Annotated in this window: 11 protein-coding genes; 2 read left to right on the top strand and 9 right to left on the bottom strand. The window is 30.9% G+C overall.

The features are described from left to right. Window positions 1–112 precede the first annotated feature (112 nt). The 9 genes from H9I45_RS15760 to H9I45_RS15720 all read right to left on the bottom strand — a co-directional run bounded on the left by H9I45_RS15760 (window position 113) and on the right by H9I45_RS15720 (window position 10001). Entirely contained in the window at window positions 113–1804 is a 1692-nt protein-coding gene (locus H9I45_RS15760) for an energy-coupling factor transporter transmembrane component T family protein (protein ID WP_088354170.1), read from the bottom strand. A 255-nt stretch (window positions 1805–2059) separates the two neighbouring features. Further along, entirely contained in the window at window positions 2060–2581 is a 522-nt protein-coding gene (locus H9I45_RS15755; RefSeq protein WP_088354171.1) for a hypothetical protein, read from the bottom strand. 235 nt (window positions 2582–2816) lie between these two features. Then, entirely contained in the window at window positions 2817–3170 is a 354-nt protein-coding gene (locus H9I45_RS15750; protein WP_088354172.1) for a four helix bundle protein, read from the bottom strand. 80 nt (window positions 3171–3250) lie between these two features. Next, window positions 3251–4486 (bottom strand): DUF6638 family protein, encoded by a 1236-nt coding sequence (locus tag H9I45_RS15745; protein ID WP_088354173.1) that lies wholly within the window; start codon window positions 4484–4486, stop codon window positions 3251–3253. Further along, on the bottom strand, window positions 4479–4925 hold the full coding sequence (locus H9I45_RS15740) for an RDD family protein (RefSeq protein WP_088354174.1): 447 nt from the start codon (window positions 4923–4925) through the stop codon (window positions 4479–4481). Before H9I45_RS15740 ends, H9I45_RS15745 begins: the two co-directional genes overlap by 8 nt. Further along, window positions 4926–5513, bottom strand: a complete 588-nt coding sequence (locus tag H9I45_RS15735; RefSeq protein ID WP_228454942.1) for an NUDIX domain-containing protein — start codon at window positions 5511–5513, stop codon at window positions 4926–4928. Continuing rightward, complete coding sequence (locus H9I45_RS15730) at window positions 5503–7464, bottom strand: AAA family ATPase (protein ID WP_088354176.1); 1962 nt, start codon at window positions 7462–7464, stop codon at window positions 5503–5505. The genes H9I45_RS15735 and H9I45_RS15730 overlap by 11 nt, the downstream gene beginning before the upstream one ends. A 63-nt stretch (window positions 7465–7527) precedes the next feature. Beyond that, window positions 7528–8577 carry a hypothetical protein gene (locus H9I45_RS15725; protein WP_088354177.1) on the bottom strand — a complete coding sequence of 350 codons (1050 nt, stop codon included), beginning with the start codon at window positions 8575–8577 and terminating at the stop codon, window positions 7528–7530. Between the two features lie 80 nt (window positions 8578–8657). Further along, window positions 8658–10001, bottom strand: coding sequence for a glycosyltransferase family protein (locus tag H9I45_RS15720; protein ID WP_088354178.1), 1344 nt, complete (start codon window positions 9999–10001; stop codon window positions 8658–8660). A gap of 280 nt (window positions 10002–10281) precedes the next feature. Between H9I45_RS15720 and H9I45_RS15715 the strand changes: the two genes are divergently transcribed. Beyond that, window positions 10282–11910 carry an acyl-CoA carboxylase subunit beta gene (locus H9I45_RS15715; protein ID WP_088354179.1) on the top strand — a complete coding sequence of 543 codons (1629 nt, stop codon included), beginning with the start codon at window positions 10282–10284 and terminating at the stop codon, window positions 11908–11910. 94 nt (window positions 11911–12004) lie between these two features. Further along, the gene (pta, locus tag H9I45_RS15710) at window positions 12005–14098 is read left to right on the top strand and encodes a phosphate acetyltransferase (RefSeq protein WP_088354180.1); all 2094 of its coding nucleotides are present in this window, start codon (window positions 12005–12007) and stop codon (window positions 14096–14098) included. The last annotated feature ends 1 nt before the right edge of the window (window position 14099 follow it).

Here is a 14099-nt window from a genome sequence, read left to right as displayed (position 1 = left end):
GATAAGTAATATGGTTTATAAACAAGTTTAGCCCTGATTGAAATGGCATCCTTTTTTTGAATTTTCTTCAAAAAAAGATACAATGGAAAGCAGGAAATAGCTTCAAAAAAAATTATTGATTAATACGAATAGAATCTATCTGTTTTTGAAGACGCTGAATTTCTTTAACGTTCTTTTCCTTTTTAGAAATCAGTTGAATGGAATCTAATATTGCCTGATTTTTTTCTATAACTGTTAGCTCTTTTTCGAAATAAATATTTTCTCCTTCACTGGTTCTCCACGCTTCGTTTAATTGATTATAAACTTCTTCGTTCCAAGTACTTGGTTTCTTTGCGTTGATCCAAACAACATCTCTGTATTCGCTGTCTACCAAAGCTAAATCTGGTGTTGCAGAACCATCAAACTGGTTCGGATTATTAGTGCTAATCGTAGAAACCGTCCCTAAAAAGAACATACGTTTTCTACCTGCAATATTCTTAATATATGGTCTGAATTCAACTGGTGAATTCGCATTCCAATCGTATTCTTTTTTAGATTCTTTTACTTTTAAAGGCATCGCAGAAACACCTGCATAACCCTGTTTTTTTGATGCATGATCGTAATAATAGAACTTATCAGTTCCATCTGCAGGAATAAAAACGCTGTAACTTAAACTGGTTCTTTCTTCGCCAACTGGCTCTAAACCAAACCAATGATACAATCCGCTAAACGCGCCAATTTTTGTGTCAGAAAAATCGAAATCGGTTACATAAGGTTGTGCATTTTGGTCTTTTGGAGCCACTGGAATCTTAACTGCGCTTTTCATATTCCAAGGTAATGGATCTGAAAAACCTGCTAAAAACTTTAGAGATTCGGCTTGTAAACGAGATACTTTTTCCGACAATGTATTCTGTTTTGTCAAATATTCGTAGTTTTTCATTTCTTCTGGTGAAATATAGGTTCCTTTTCCGATGGTTATTCGCTCTAAATAATCATTGAAATTATGTTCGCCATTTTCAACAACCATAACTCCTCCAAAAGTCGGATATGGAAAAAAGAACCCTCTCCATTTTATTAAACTAACGACTTGTACCCAAGCACCTTTGTCGTTTTTCATATAAAACGTGTCACTTGGTTCATAATTGAACAACATCCAAGGATTTAGTCTTTGAACAACTGCATTGTAAGTATTTCTACTGAATTTTAAAGATTCGCCAATTGAAAACGTAACTGGAATTCTATTTTCGCTCGAAAATCTTGGAAAAGGAGTTGTGCTTGACACAGAAAAAACCTCTTCTGTATTGTCTTTTAAACCTTGCCAATAATATTTTTCTGTTGGCTGAATTGCCATTGTCCATTGATTATGTCCATCTACTCTTACCAAATGTGGTAAAGAAACATCTTTGGTTTCGCCAACGGATTCGTTAGCCATCGAAAAAATATTTCTTAAAGGCTGAATTCTCTCATTTTGAGTTAAGGGAAGTTCTACAATTTCAATTCTTTTTAAATCGTTAAATACATTGTAAGTCTGCATGTAGTTGTACATTTTCTGTTGAAAACCTACGTAATAAATTGCTCCAAAAAAAAGTGCTAATAGAAACAAAATTCCTATTCTACTTCCTGTACTTGCGGATTTTCGGAATTTTCTTAATCCGAAATATAAAACAGTAAAACACAACAAAATTATAAATATGAACTTTCTAAAAAACAACAATGCTGGTTGATAATCGTCTCTTAAAAAGAACAATAATGCTATTATAATTAAAGAGAATATGATGACTCTCTTTTTCTGTTTTGATCCTTTATTCCAATAATTTTTTATCATAATTATGAGGTTGAAGTTGGGAGTGTGAAGCTGGAAGTTTCTCACTCATTCTATATAGTTTGAAGTTGGGAGTGTGAAGCTGGAAGTTTCTCACTTATACTTTACAGTTTGAAGATGGAGGTTTCTTACTCTTAACTTCTATTTTTATTTGATTTATAGTTTGATTATATTTTCTTAATGACTTATATTATTATTTTAATTGCAATTTAATTCGAGTTTAAACATTCTAACTTCGAGCTTCCAACTTCCAACTACTTAAAGCAATCCTTTGTCTTTTAAACGTTCTCTTGCGCTCTTCTCTTCTACTTTTGGCTTTTCTATTTCTTCTTGTGCTTTTTTAATTGCAACTGGTTCTTCTCCTTTTAAATCTTCTATAAAATCTTTTCCTTTTTCCACAACATCATTGAATTTATCTTCTAGAGAATCTGACTGTTCATCTATAATTGCCGATGATTTAAAAATGATTCCTGCTAAATAAGTTCCTACTAATGTTCCGAAAATCATAGAAGCAAATAACGAAATTGTTGCTAAATCAATCGGAATTAAAAAACGTGTAATTAAAATTCCAATCAAGAAAAATGATACTATAAACACTAATCTTAAAAGAAAATTTTGCTCATAAACAAAACCTTTTTTATCAGTAGTTTTCATCTGTAACTCTTTCGAATTCATTAATTTATTAAAGAATCTATATACTCTATTGGTTTGAGATTCTCTCCAATAAATAATGATTCCGAATACAATTGAAGCGATAAATATAATGAGTTCTAATGTCATAATTTTAAAGTTTGAAGTTGGTTTAAGTTTGAAGTTGGGAGCTTGAAGTTGGAAGTTTCTTACTCTTACGTTATTTTGTGTTATTTTTTTAAAATTGTTTGAAGTTCGGAGTTTGAAACTGGAAGTTTCTTACTCTTATTTTATTTTTTATGTTGGTTTAAGTTTGAAGTGGGAAGCATGAAGTGGGTAGTTTCTTACTCGTGCTTCAATCTTCAAACTTCATACTTCCAACTTATCATTTTATTTTATTTCTAAATGCTATTGTCATATTCATTAAGTTAAAACAATTTTTATATTGATTTTTAAAATTTTCTTCTGTCATATAATTTCTTCTTTTTGCTTTGTATAAACAAGTTACTACTTCCGCTAAAGATCGAATTGAATACCCTAAAAACTTTCTATATTCTGGACCTGATTGTAAAATTGAGCCTTCAGAAATATTTAAAGCAACAGAATCTGACGCTCTTCTTAACTGTGATGATAAATTATAAATTTCTTCTTTTGGAAAACTCTTGGCTAATAAATTCATATCCTCTCCCAAATCCATAGACTTTTGCCAAATAATAAGATTTTCAAATTTAAAACTCATTCATTTTCTTTTTATAAATATACGAAAATCTGTTTTTATCTCCTATGCTAACTTCCAACTTCGTGCTTCCAACTTCCAGCCTAATAACCATTTATTATTGTTTCTACAATCCAATCTTGAACAGATTCTTCTAACTTTTCAAATCGCTCATAAAACTGTTCTTTATCATACCAATATAAAAACAAAACGTCTTTAGGCGCAATGTTTACCAACAAATACCAAATTAAATCTTGGTTTGCAGGTTTTAAAGATGAATGTGGTTTATTTAAAGCGACAAATAATTCGTCGTCTAAAATATCTTTAGCTTTTAATGTTTTTGAAATCTCTTTCTTTTGGAGAAAAAGTTCTAAACCCATCACTTTTTTACGTGCTTGTATATCTATTTTATTCAAATAACTTTTAAATAAAATTGGATCTTCTAAAACATCTTTTACTGGATGATTCGTTTCTTTTAAATATTCTGAAAATATGTATTTTTTGATTCTATCATATCTTTTTCCTGAAACCTCTTCATTTAAATCAAACTCAATTACATCGTAACTTAACAGTCTTTCGATTAATTCTTTATGAGAAATATGATACATTAAAACATCATACGTTGTGTCGTTTATTGCTTCTTTATAGGTTTCTTCTTTTTCGAAAATTAAGATGGGTTTTACAAAATCTCTTAAAACAAATATTCCTCCAAATGCTTTCGTGTAGAAAGAATCTGATGTAAAAGAAACCGATTCTAAATCTAACGTTCTTTCTCTTAAATCGCCATATTTTTTTGCAGATGCCAATAATTTCTGATGTAAATTTTCATCAATGAAATTTGTGTCCTCGTTAAAGATTTCAATCAGTTTTAATTGTTCTGCTTTTGCAACATCTAAATTATTTATTAAATGAAATTTAATGTTGATTTCTTTATATTTTAAAACATCTAAAGGTTCGTAAAACGTATCTATATTTTGATCAAAATCTACACAAATCGCTGAATCTCTTGTAATATTATTTATTTTATCTCCGTGTTTTCTAAAAACAGTTTTCATTATTTCTCTATCAAAAGAATGAAACGGATTATATACTGGCAATCCTTTTTGTAACGGAGTTATTATAATTGCATGTGTGTTTGCTTCTCCATTATTTAGATAAAAAGCTTCCTTTTTTTCTTGGGCAATTTCTGGGCTCCAACCTACTCCATCAATTGAAAAATTGTTGAGTTTTGTTGCTGAAAAACCTAATTTCAACAAACATTTATTGTAACGTTGTACTAATTTTCCACTGATGGGAATTAGTTCGCTTCTATATAAATTGGCTTTTTTTAGTTTATCCATTGTACTTACTTTTTACTACAAAAGTGCCAGCTGCAGCATCTCCAATTCTTTGATTATCTTTATTTACAGCAGCTACAATTATTCCTATCAACAAGAAAAAATCTATGATTCCTAAAAAGAACCTTATAAAAGCTTGTCCAACATTAATAGGTTCATTTTTTTTAGTTACTACTTTAATATCTACAAAGCGTTTTCCAATAGTTTGTCCCCAAATTCCTTCGCTTATTGGCCATAAAAAGAACATAAAGCAAAAACTAATTATTGCCCCTATTCCTTCTAAATTATAACTAAATATTCCATCATCTTGTGTATCAAAAAACAAACCTAAAATAACTCCAATTAAATAATATATAATAAAATCTATTATTGAAGCTCCTATTCTTCTACCAATACTTGCTTTTTCGAATCTTGCGTAATAATTATCGAATTCTTCTAACATTTACTCTAATAAATTTTTAACTTTCAAATGGTACAACAACATAATTGTTCTTGCATCTATAATTTCTTTGTTCTCTATCATTTTTAAAGCTTCATCAAAAGAAGTTTCTAAAACTGTAATTTCTTCACTTTCTTCTGCTAAACCTCCACCACTTTCAACTTTGTCTTCATTTGTATATTTTGCAACATATAAATGGACTTGCTCTCTCATTAATCCTGGTGATAAAAAAACAGTAGTTACTTTTTCGATTTCAGAAATATTATAACCAATTTCTTCTTTTGTTTCTCTAATTACACTCGTTTCTGGCGATTCGTTTTTATCGATTGAACCTCCAACAACTTCTATTGAAAATCCGTTTTTAACGCCTGCAACATACATGGGAATTCTAAATTGCTTCGATAAAACTACTTTTTTGGTTGATGGATTGTACAACAAAACTGCAACTCCATCTGCTTTTCCATACACTTCGTGTGTTAAACGTTCTGTTTTTCCGTTATTGAAAGTAAAATCAAAACTCACTTGCTCTAACTTTGCCCAAATATTGGAAAGTACTTTTGATGTTACATTTTTGATTTTATTATCTGTCACCACCAAATGTTTTTCTCGCTTCCAAATCGATATTTAATTGATTCACTCTACTATCTACTTTTCTCTTGAAATCTGTATCTGCAATCGTTGCAACATTGTCTAAATAACGCACAACTTCTTGTCTCCTAATTTCTGAAAAATCTAAACCTTTCATGTTGCTTTTCATCAATTCTTGCAACATATTAAACTTGGTTTCATAATCTTTTTTGAAATACGTTTCTGGATTATCAAACCAATCTTTTTCTAAATCGAAATCTGTTAATCGTAACGAAATTGCAGATTGAATATTACGCACATCTCTTGAAGAGAAAAAAGGAAATATTTGCTGAATTTCCTTATACAAACTCGCAAAAAATAAATGATGATTCGTTTTATGCAACTTTTCAGCTTTATCATAGGCTTGTAAAACTCTTTCTTCGGAAGGTTTTCCTGCCGAATCTAAAATTTCTCCCATACTTTTTGCCAAACCTTGGTCTTTTAAATATTGATAATTTTCTGGGTTTTGCATATTCACAAAATCTGGAATTGTTTTATCAAATTTCTTCCACCAAATATAATCTTGGTCTAAAAAGTCGTGTTCTGTTCTTGCACCATCAATTTTAAATCTTCCTTGGACACGAGAAATTACAGCTTTGTCTAACATTTCTGGTAAATTCGTAAATAAACCTATTGAAGAATTTCCATAATTTACTGCATAAGCGCCTTCTGTATATCGTAAGAAAACACCAATTACTTCTTTAACTCCTGCTGAAACTCCTTGTGCAGTTCTTTCTTGTAAATTATTTTCTGCATCGTCAATTGGCGCAAAAATTAATTTTGTTGGGTCTTGCATTGGCTTCATCCATTCCACCATTTTTTCTGCAGAACCTCCTTGAAAAGTACTAATTAAAGTATCTGGCATTGGATGAAACAAAAACGGAATCTCTAAATTGTCTGAATGTTCTTTTAAACGTGTTGCAATGGCCGCAATTAACATACTTTTTCCAGTTCCTGGAATTCCATAACCCATAAATACTGGCATAAAACCTCCCAATTCTTGAAACGGATTTTTCTTCGCATCAAAATCGTAACTCAACATTCTTTCTGTTAATCTACGTGCAAAATGTTTTGCATCTTTATTACCAACAATTTGCTCAAACTGAATTTTATTAAACTCCACACTTTTTGCGGTTCCAGCAAAAACATTGTCCCAACCTGAAACTGCAAAATCGCTATTTTCTAATTTATAGGTTCTATCTAGAATTGTCTCTACATATTCTAACGTACTTTTTCGAAGCTGAATTTCATCAATAAATGCTTCAAAATAAACCACTGTAAAATCGATTACATCTTTGTCTGTTTTTACAATATCTGGATGTCCTAAGTATTTATCAAAATAAAATAAAGTACAGGCAATTCCTTTTAAAGGTGAAGTAAAAGATACTTCTGGAATTCCTGCAAACTTCTGCTTCATAACAGATAAATCGTCTGAGGCATGAGGTTTTAAATCGTGTAAAATTTTATAGGCAGTCGCAAATAATTGAAACGCAGTTGCTGTTTGTAATTTGCTTTCGTATTCTCTTTTTCCTGAATTATCTAATGCCGATTTTCGTTCGTTTAAACTCGATAAACCAGATGCATCGTAATAACTATCTTTTATCCAAATTCCTAATGTAATTCCTTCTTGAACTGCATATAAAGTCTGATTTAAATATACAGGTATTGCAATAGAATCTGGTAAAAGTCTTTTCTTTAAGCCTAAAATGGTTTTAGAAACAGATGTAATATCTACATTGCTCCCACTATTTGCTCTTGACAAATACAATAAAATTGAATCGTCTTTTGCGTCTTTATCTTTATTTTTTGCTCTATTACTTTGTTCCCATTGAATAGATTTTAAATAACCAGAAGCTTCGTCACGAAGCATATCTAATTCGTTTTGTTTTATCGGGAAAGTTGAGTTATGTTCCATTTTTTTAGTTTTCAGTTTACAGTTTCAGTAAGCAGTTGAATTCTGCTACTGCTACTCTATACTTTATATTTTGTCAATTTTTAAACTTGCTAATTCAATCGGACTTTTCGCCAATTTATGCAATACTTCAGGCGTTTGATTGTGCAATAATTGAATAATTCTATGTGGAGCAAAAACATATCTTTGCTTAATTACATCACTCCATTTTTGCATGGTTTGTTTCGAAAAAAAACCACCTTCAGTAAATGTTTCTCCAGAAAAAACCTCATCTATTTTTAGTGATAATGCATACGATTCTAAAGGAATTTCTTTTTTTGAAATTCCATTTAAAATAGCATGAGTTATTTTGTTTTCGTCTTTTGCAAATACGTTATGAAAAGGTCCTAAATCGATTCTTTTGATATGTTTTGGCTGAATATTTGGTAGTTTTCTATCAATATTATAAGCCATGGTATCTAAAGGCATTTGCCTATCTGCACTTTCTTTTAAAACTTGATAAATTTTTTCTTTATCCTTTAAAGCATTTTTTCCTTCGTAATTAAAGTACATATAACAGATAAATGGTCTGTTATGACTTACATCATAAAAACTCCAACTTGTTATGTATTCGTAAGAAGCATCTTTTGGAGCTTCCAAAATTTTTCCTTGTACAAACCTGTTAAAAATTAATTTTTGATCTACAGATTTATAATATACAATAGACGATGCTTGAAACAATCGATCTCTTCTAACAGACTGTTTTTTCTTTAATAAAGTGTTTAAAAATTCTTCTTTTAAAGAAACTGTATCTGTTAATTTGTGAATGTATTCGTTCTTTAATTCTAAATCGTTGTACAAAAAACGGAATTCCAAATAATTAGGAAAACCAGAATCTGTTAAATCGACTTTCATATTATCTTCCTCATCATACATATATTTAATACGCATGGCTTCAATGGAATATAAAAGTAAATCTGAATATTGCTTAAAAATCAACAGTTCTTGCTGACTGCATAATTTTTCTTGCTGAACGCTTACAATCAATTCTTTTAATACGAAATCTACCATTTTGTGATAAAAAACGTATTGTTCTTTTGAGTCTAAAAGTGCAGAATCTAAAGGTGTTGTAATCATAGAATTTAGTTTTCAGTATTCAGTGACAGTTTACAGTCAATAACTGACTGCAAACTGAAACTGTAAACTGTTTACTATTTTTAAGACAATAAATCGTCGTTAGAAGATTCCTTTTTTGGAGCTGCAGCAGGTTCGTCATCATTTCCAGAAGGCGCGTTTGCATCTGCTTTGTAATAGTCCTCGAAAATCTCTTTCATATCGATTCCATATCTGTCTGCAAAGTTCTTTTGAATGTCCACGTCTTTCTCACGTATCTCGTGTAAAGCCTCTGCATACGTGCTATAAACACCTTTCATAACCTTTTCGTGAACTGGAATATTCTCCATCATATCTTGTCTTGCTCTTGCACTCGCAGAATGCATAGAAGCCAACGTTTCTCCAATATGTTCGTCCGTTTTTACACCTAAATGCTCTAAAATAGCAGCAAATTCTTGGTCGGTTCTTGCTTTTAACGCAACAATATAACCATCGTAATATTTTAGTCTTTCTTCAGTATCACTCTTTAATTTTGCTCTATGCGTTTGTAAATTAGAACGTAAAGAAGTTAATACTTTTATCGTTAAATTGTGTTTGTGCACAAAACTATCTTTAGAAGCAGCCAAAGTTGTGTAGGCATTTTTCAATCCTTCTAATTCTTCCACTTTTTGCTCAATTGTTGTTACTTTTCCTATTGCTTCTGAATACGCTGTGGATTGCTTGTCTGCAATTTCATCTAATTCTTGGCGCGCTTGTTTTAACAATGCATATTGCTCTTCTAATTTATCTTCTACTTCTTTCTTCTTCTCTAATGCTTTTGTATGATTTTTTGAAGCTTCTACAATCGCCGTTTTTAGTTTTTCTTCTACCTCTTTAATCTCTACTTCTCTGTTTTTTAAACGTGTAACAGCTGCTTGAGATTTAAAAGAAAGTTCGCCCAATAAAGTTTGAATATCTGCACTTTCTATTCTTGTTTGAAACAATGCTTTTGCTTTATTATCTGCGCCTGCCCTTGTTTTTTCTGCTTGTGCAAATTCTGCTTCTTCTTTTTTAATCTTCGATTTTCTTCCCCACAAATTATTCCACCAAGTATCTGGTTTGTTTTTTGCGTCTTCTAATTCGATTCTTGCTCTTTCTAATGCTTTTTGTGCATCGTCAATAACCTTTTGTTCTTCTGCATTTAAAGCTGAAAAACCTTCGAATTTAATACCAACTTCATCTTGATAATCGGTTAAATCTTTAATAGCATCTAACAATGTACTTCTGTCTTGTTTTGCCATATCTACAACATCATCTAACGTTGCATTTAATATTTTTTGACGCTTTTCTGGATCTTCTTCTTGAGACAATTTAGATTTCATTGTATCAATAGCTTTTCCCCAATTAACATCTACTTTTTCAGTTTTTTGAGTAGAGTTTGTTTCTAATAAGTCAAAGTCATCAGCCATATGTATTTAGTTTTTTAAGTTGAACAATTTTTTAAGTGAAGCAATTTCGTTAATTTTTTTTAATTATAACAAAATACTTTATACTATCTGTTGCTTTTTTTGGCTGTTTGTTACAGGATATTTATTTTTTTTATGAATTTGATAAAAATTCTCATGCTTGTTTATTGTTTCAATAATTTAATTATGATTTTATATCTCTGGGATTATAATTTGAAAAAATACATTCTTTTTTTCATCATAATATTTCTTAATTTAGCTGAAAACTAAGAAACGAATTCCTATGGATCTCAACTTCAATAAAAACGAAGATTATAATAAGCTTTTAGCATCAGATTTAAAAAGACGTTTCGCCAAAGTAAAATTAGGTGGTGGTCAAAAAAGAATCGACAAACAACACGAAAAAGGTAAAATGACAGCTCGTGAAAGAGTAGATTATTTATTAGATTCCAAATCTAAATCTATTGAAATTGGTGCTTTCGCAGGTGAAGATATGTATGCAGAACATGGTGGTTGTCCTTCTGGAGGCGTGGTTGTAAAAATTGGCTACATTAAAGGAAAACAATGTATTGTTGTTGCAAATGATGCTACTGTAAAAGCGGGTGCTTGGTTTCCTATTACAGGAAAAAAGAATTTACGTGCACAAGAAATATCTATAGAAAACAGATTACCAATTATTTATTTAGTGGATTCTGCTGGAGTTTATCTACCAATGCAAGACGAAATTTTTCCTGATAAAGAACATTTTGGACGAATTTTTAGAAATAATGCAGTAATGAGTAGCATGGGAATTACACAAATTTCTGCAGTTATGGGAAGTTGTGTTGCTGGTGGCGCGTATTTACCAATTATGAGTGATGAAGCACTAATTGTAGATAAAACTGCAAGTATTTTCTTGGCTGGAAGTTATTTGGTAAAAGCTGCAATTGGAGAATCTATTGATAATGAAACTTTAGGTGGAGCAACTACACATTGCGAAATTTCTGGTGTTACAGATTACAAAGCAAAAGATGATAAAGATGCGTTGGATAAAATAAAATTTATTGTTGATAAAATTGGTGATTATGACAAAGCTGGTTTTAGCAAAACAGAATCTTTTCCACCAAAAGAAAAAGAAGATGATATTTTTGGAATTTTACCAAGAGAAAGAAACGCACAGTATGATATGTTAGAAATCATTAAGCGTTTGGTTGATAATTCGGAATTTGAGCAATACAAAGAAGGTTATGGACAAACCATTCTAACAGGTTATGCAAGAATTGATGGTTGGGCAGTTGGAATTGTCGCCAATCAAAGAAAATTGGTAAAAACCAAAAAAGGAGAAATGCAATTTGGAGGTGTAATTTATAACGATTCTGCTGATAAAGCTACACGTTTTATTGCCAATTGTAATCAAAAAAAAATTCCGTTAGTTTTCTTACAAGATGTTACAGGTTTTATGGTGGGTTCTAAATCGGAACATGGAGGCATTATAAAAGATGGCGCAAAAATGGTAAACGCAGTAAGTAATTCTGTGGTACCAAAATTTACCATCGTTATTGGAAATTCTTATGGTGCAGGAAATTATGCTATGTGTGGTAAAGCATATGATCCAAGATTAATTGTTGCTTGGCCAAGTGCAGAATTAGCAGTTATGAGTGGTAATTCTGCAGCAAAAGTTTTACTTCAAATTGAAAAAGCTTCACTAAAAAAACGTGGAGAAGAAATTACTCCTGAAAAAGAAGCTGAATTATTCAATAAAATAAAAAAGCGTTACGATAATCAAGTTTCGCCTTATTATGCCGCTGCAAGAATTTGGACAGATGCAGTAATAAATCCACTGGATACTAGAACTTGGATTTCTATGGGAATTGAGGCTGCAAACCATGCTCCTATAGAAAAGAAGTTTAACATGGGTGTTTTACAGGTTTAATAAATAACGTTTATATTTTTATAAATAATAAATGACTAATATCGCAATTAGTCATTTTTTTATGCCTTATTTTTGTAAAACAATTCAATAAAACATGAGTAAAGCCATATATATAGCCACAGTAGAATCCGATAGTGGTAAATCTTTAATATCATTAGGTATTTTAAGAATGATGTTAACAAAATCTGCGAAAGTGGGTTATTTTAGACCCATCATTAACGAGATAAATGCAGATGGTTATGACGAACATACCAATACTGCTATCAATTTTTTTAACCTAGAAATCGATTATAAAGATTGTTATGCCTACACACAAAGTGAAGTTGTAGAATTATTAAGTGAAGGGAAAGAAGATGAAGTAATTCATCATGTTATTAAAAAGTATAAAAAATTAGAAGCAAACTACGATTATGTTTTAGTTGAAGGAACCGATTTTTCTAGCGGTGGAAGTTTTACAGAATTAGATGTAAATTTAATGATTGCTAAAAATTTAAACATTCCTGCTTTAATTGTTGGTTCTGGAAATGGAAAAAAGAAGAAAGATTTCATTAATACAATGCAACTTTCTTACAATGCATTTGTTCAGAAAGAAGTGGATGTTATTGGTATTATTGCCAATAAAATTGAGGAAGATGAAGTAGATTATATTAGACAAGAACTCATTAAAAGTTTTCCAAAGAAACTTCAAATAGATATTATTCCGAAGATAGATTTTTTAGCATTTCCAACAGTTAAAGAAGTTGTAAAAGCATTAAATGGACGTGTTTTATTTGGAGAACAATTTTTAGACAATGCCATTGGTAGTTATAGCACTGGAGCCATGCAACTTCGAAACTACCTAACAAGAATTAAAGAAAATGCGTTGGTAATTACACCTGGAGACAGAGCAGATATTATTTTAGGTGCGTTGCAAGCAAACGCTTCTAAAAATTACCCTAAAATTGCAGGAATTATTTTAACAGGAACTTTAATTCCAGAAGAATCGATTATAAAATTGATTGAAGGTGTACAATCTACAGTGCCAATTATTTCTGTTGATGGAGGCACTTTTAATATTTCTAACAAAATTGGTAGCGTAAAATCTAAAATTTATGCAACTCATGATAAAAAAATATTATTATCATTAGACACGTTTGATAAATTTGTGAATGCAGAAGGTTTAACAAATATTTTGACTTCATATCAGTCAGATAGAATGACACCAAGCATGTTTCAATATAATTTATTGCAGAAAGCTAGAATTCATAAAAAACATATTGTGTTGCCAGAAGGAGATGATGAACGAATTATAACTGCTGCTGCACGTTTACAATTATTAGATATTGTAGATTTAACATTATTAGGAGACAGAAATACCATTCAATTAAAATGCGATCAGTTGGGAATTCAGATAGATTTAGACAAACTAAACATTCTAAATCCTGAAGATTCTATTCATAATAAAGATTTTGCAAACACACTTTTTGAGGCAAGAAAACACAAAGGTTTAACAGAGACAACTGCAGTAGATTTAACCAGAGATGTTTCTTATTATGGAACTTTAATGATTCTAAATGGTTTGGCAGATGGAATGGTTTCTGGAGCTGTTCACACAACAATGCACACCATAAAACCTGCACTGCAATTAATAAAAACCAAACCTGGAGTTTCTGTAGTTTCATCCGTATTTTTTATGTGTTTGTCCGACAGAGTTTCTGTAATGGGCGATTGTGCTGTAAATCCGAATCCGAATGCAGAACAACTTTCTGAAATCGCTATTTCTTCAGCAGCTTCTGCAGAAGCCTTTGGTATTACTGCAAAAGTAGCAATGTTATCTTATTCTTCTGGAAGTTCTGGAAAAGGTGAAGAAGTAGAAAAAGTGAGAAAAGCAACTGAATTGGCAAAAGCTAAAAAACCTGATTTAAAAATTGAAGGTCCAATACAATATGATGCAGCTGTAGATATGTCTGTCGCAAAAACAAAAATGCCAGATTCTGAAGTTGCAGGACAAGCTTCTGTATTAATTTTCCCAGATTTGAATACTGGAAACAATACTTATAAAGCTATTCAAAGAGAAACTGGTGCTTTGGCAATTGGCCCAATGTTGCAAGGTTTAAATAAACCTGTAAACGATTTAAGTAGAGGCTGTACAGTAGACGATATTTTTAACACGGTTTTATTAACTGCGATTCAAGCAAATCAAGATTAAC

The organism is Polaribacter haliotis, from assembly GCF_014784055.1.
Classification (GTDB): Bacteria; Bacteroidota; Bacteroidia; order Flavobacteriales; family Flavobacteriaceae; genus Polaribacter; species Polaribacter haliotis.
Note: the sequence above shows the minus strand (reverse complement) of the source record. Positions and strands in the feature narration are given on the sequence as shown.

Excerpts from the sequence above, each read along its gene's own strand:
- H9I45_RS15760 (WP_088354170.1), bottom strand. The coding sequence starts at position 1,804 with ATGATAAAAAATTATTGGAATAAAGGATCAAAACAGAAAAAGAGAGTC.
- H9I45_RS15755 (WP_088354171.1), bottom strand. The coding sequence starts at position 2,581 with ATGACATTAGAACTCATTATATTTATCGCTTCAATTGTATTCGGAATC.
- H9I45_RS15750 (WP_088354172.1), bottom strand. The coding sequence starts at position 3,170 with ATGAGTTTTAAATTTGAAAATCTTATTATTTGGCAAAAGTCTATGGAT.
- H9I45_RS15745 (WP_088354173.1), bottom strand. The coding sequence starts at position 4,486 with ATGGATAAACTAAAAAAAGCCAATTTATATAGAAGCGAACTAATTCCC.
- H9I45_RS15740 (WP_088354174.1), bottom strand. The coding sequence starts at position 4,925 with ATGTTAGAAGAATTCGATAATTATTACGCAAGATTCGAAAAAGCAAGT.
- H9I45_RS15730 (WP_088354176.1), bottom strand. The coding sequence starts at position 7,464 with ATGGAACATAACTCAACTTTCCCGATAAAACAAAACGAATTAGATATG.
- H9I45_RS15725 (WP_088354177.1), bottom strand. The coding sequence starts at position 8,577 with ATGATTACAACACCTTTAGATTCTGCACTTTTAGACTCAAAAGAACAA.
- H9I45_RS15720 (WP_088354178.1), bottom strand. The coding sequence starts at position 10,001 with ATGGCTGATGACTTTGACTTATTAGAAACAAACTCTACTCAAAAAACT.
- H9I45_RS15715 (WP_088354179.1), top strand. The coding sequence starts at position 10,282 with ATGGATCTCAACTTCAATAAAAACGAAGATTATAATAAGCTTTTAGCA.
- pta (WP_088354180.1), top strand. The coding sequence starts at position 12,005 with ATGAGTAAAGCCATATATATAGCCACAGTAGAATCCGATAGTGGTAAA.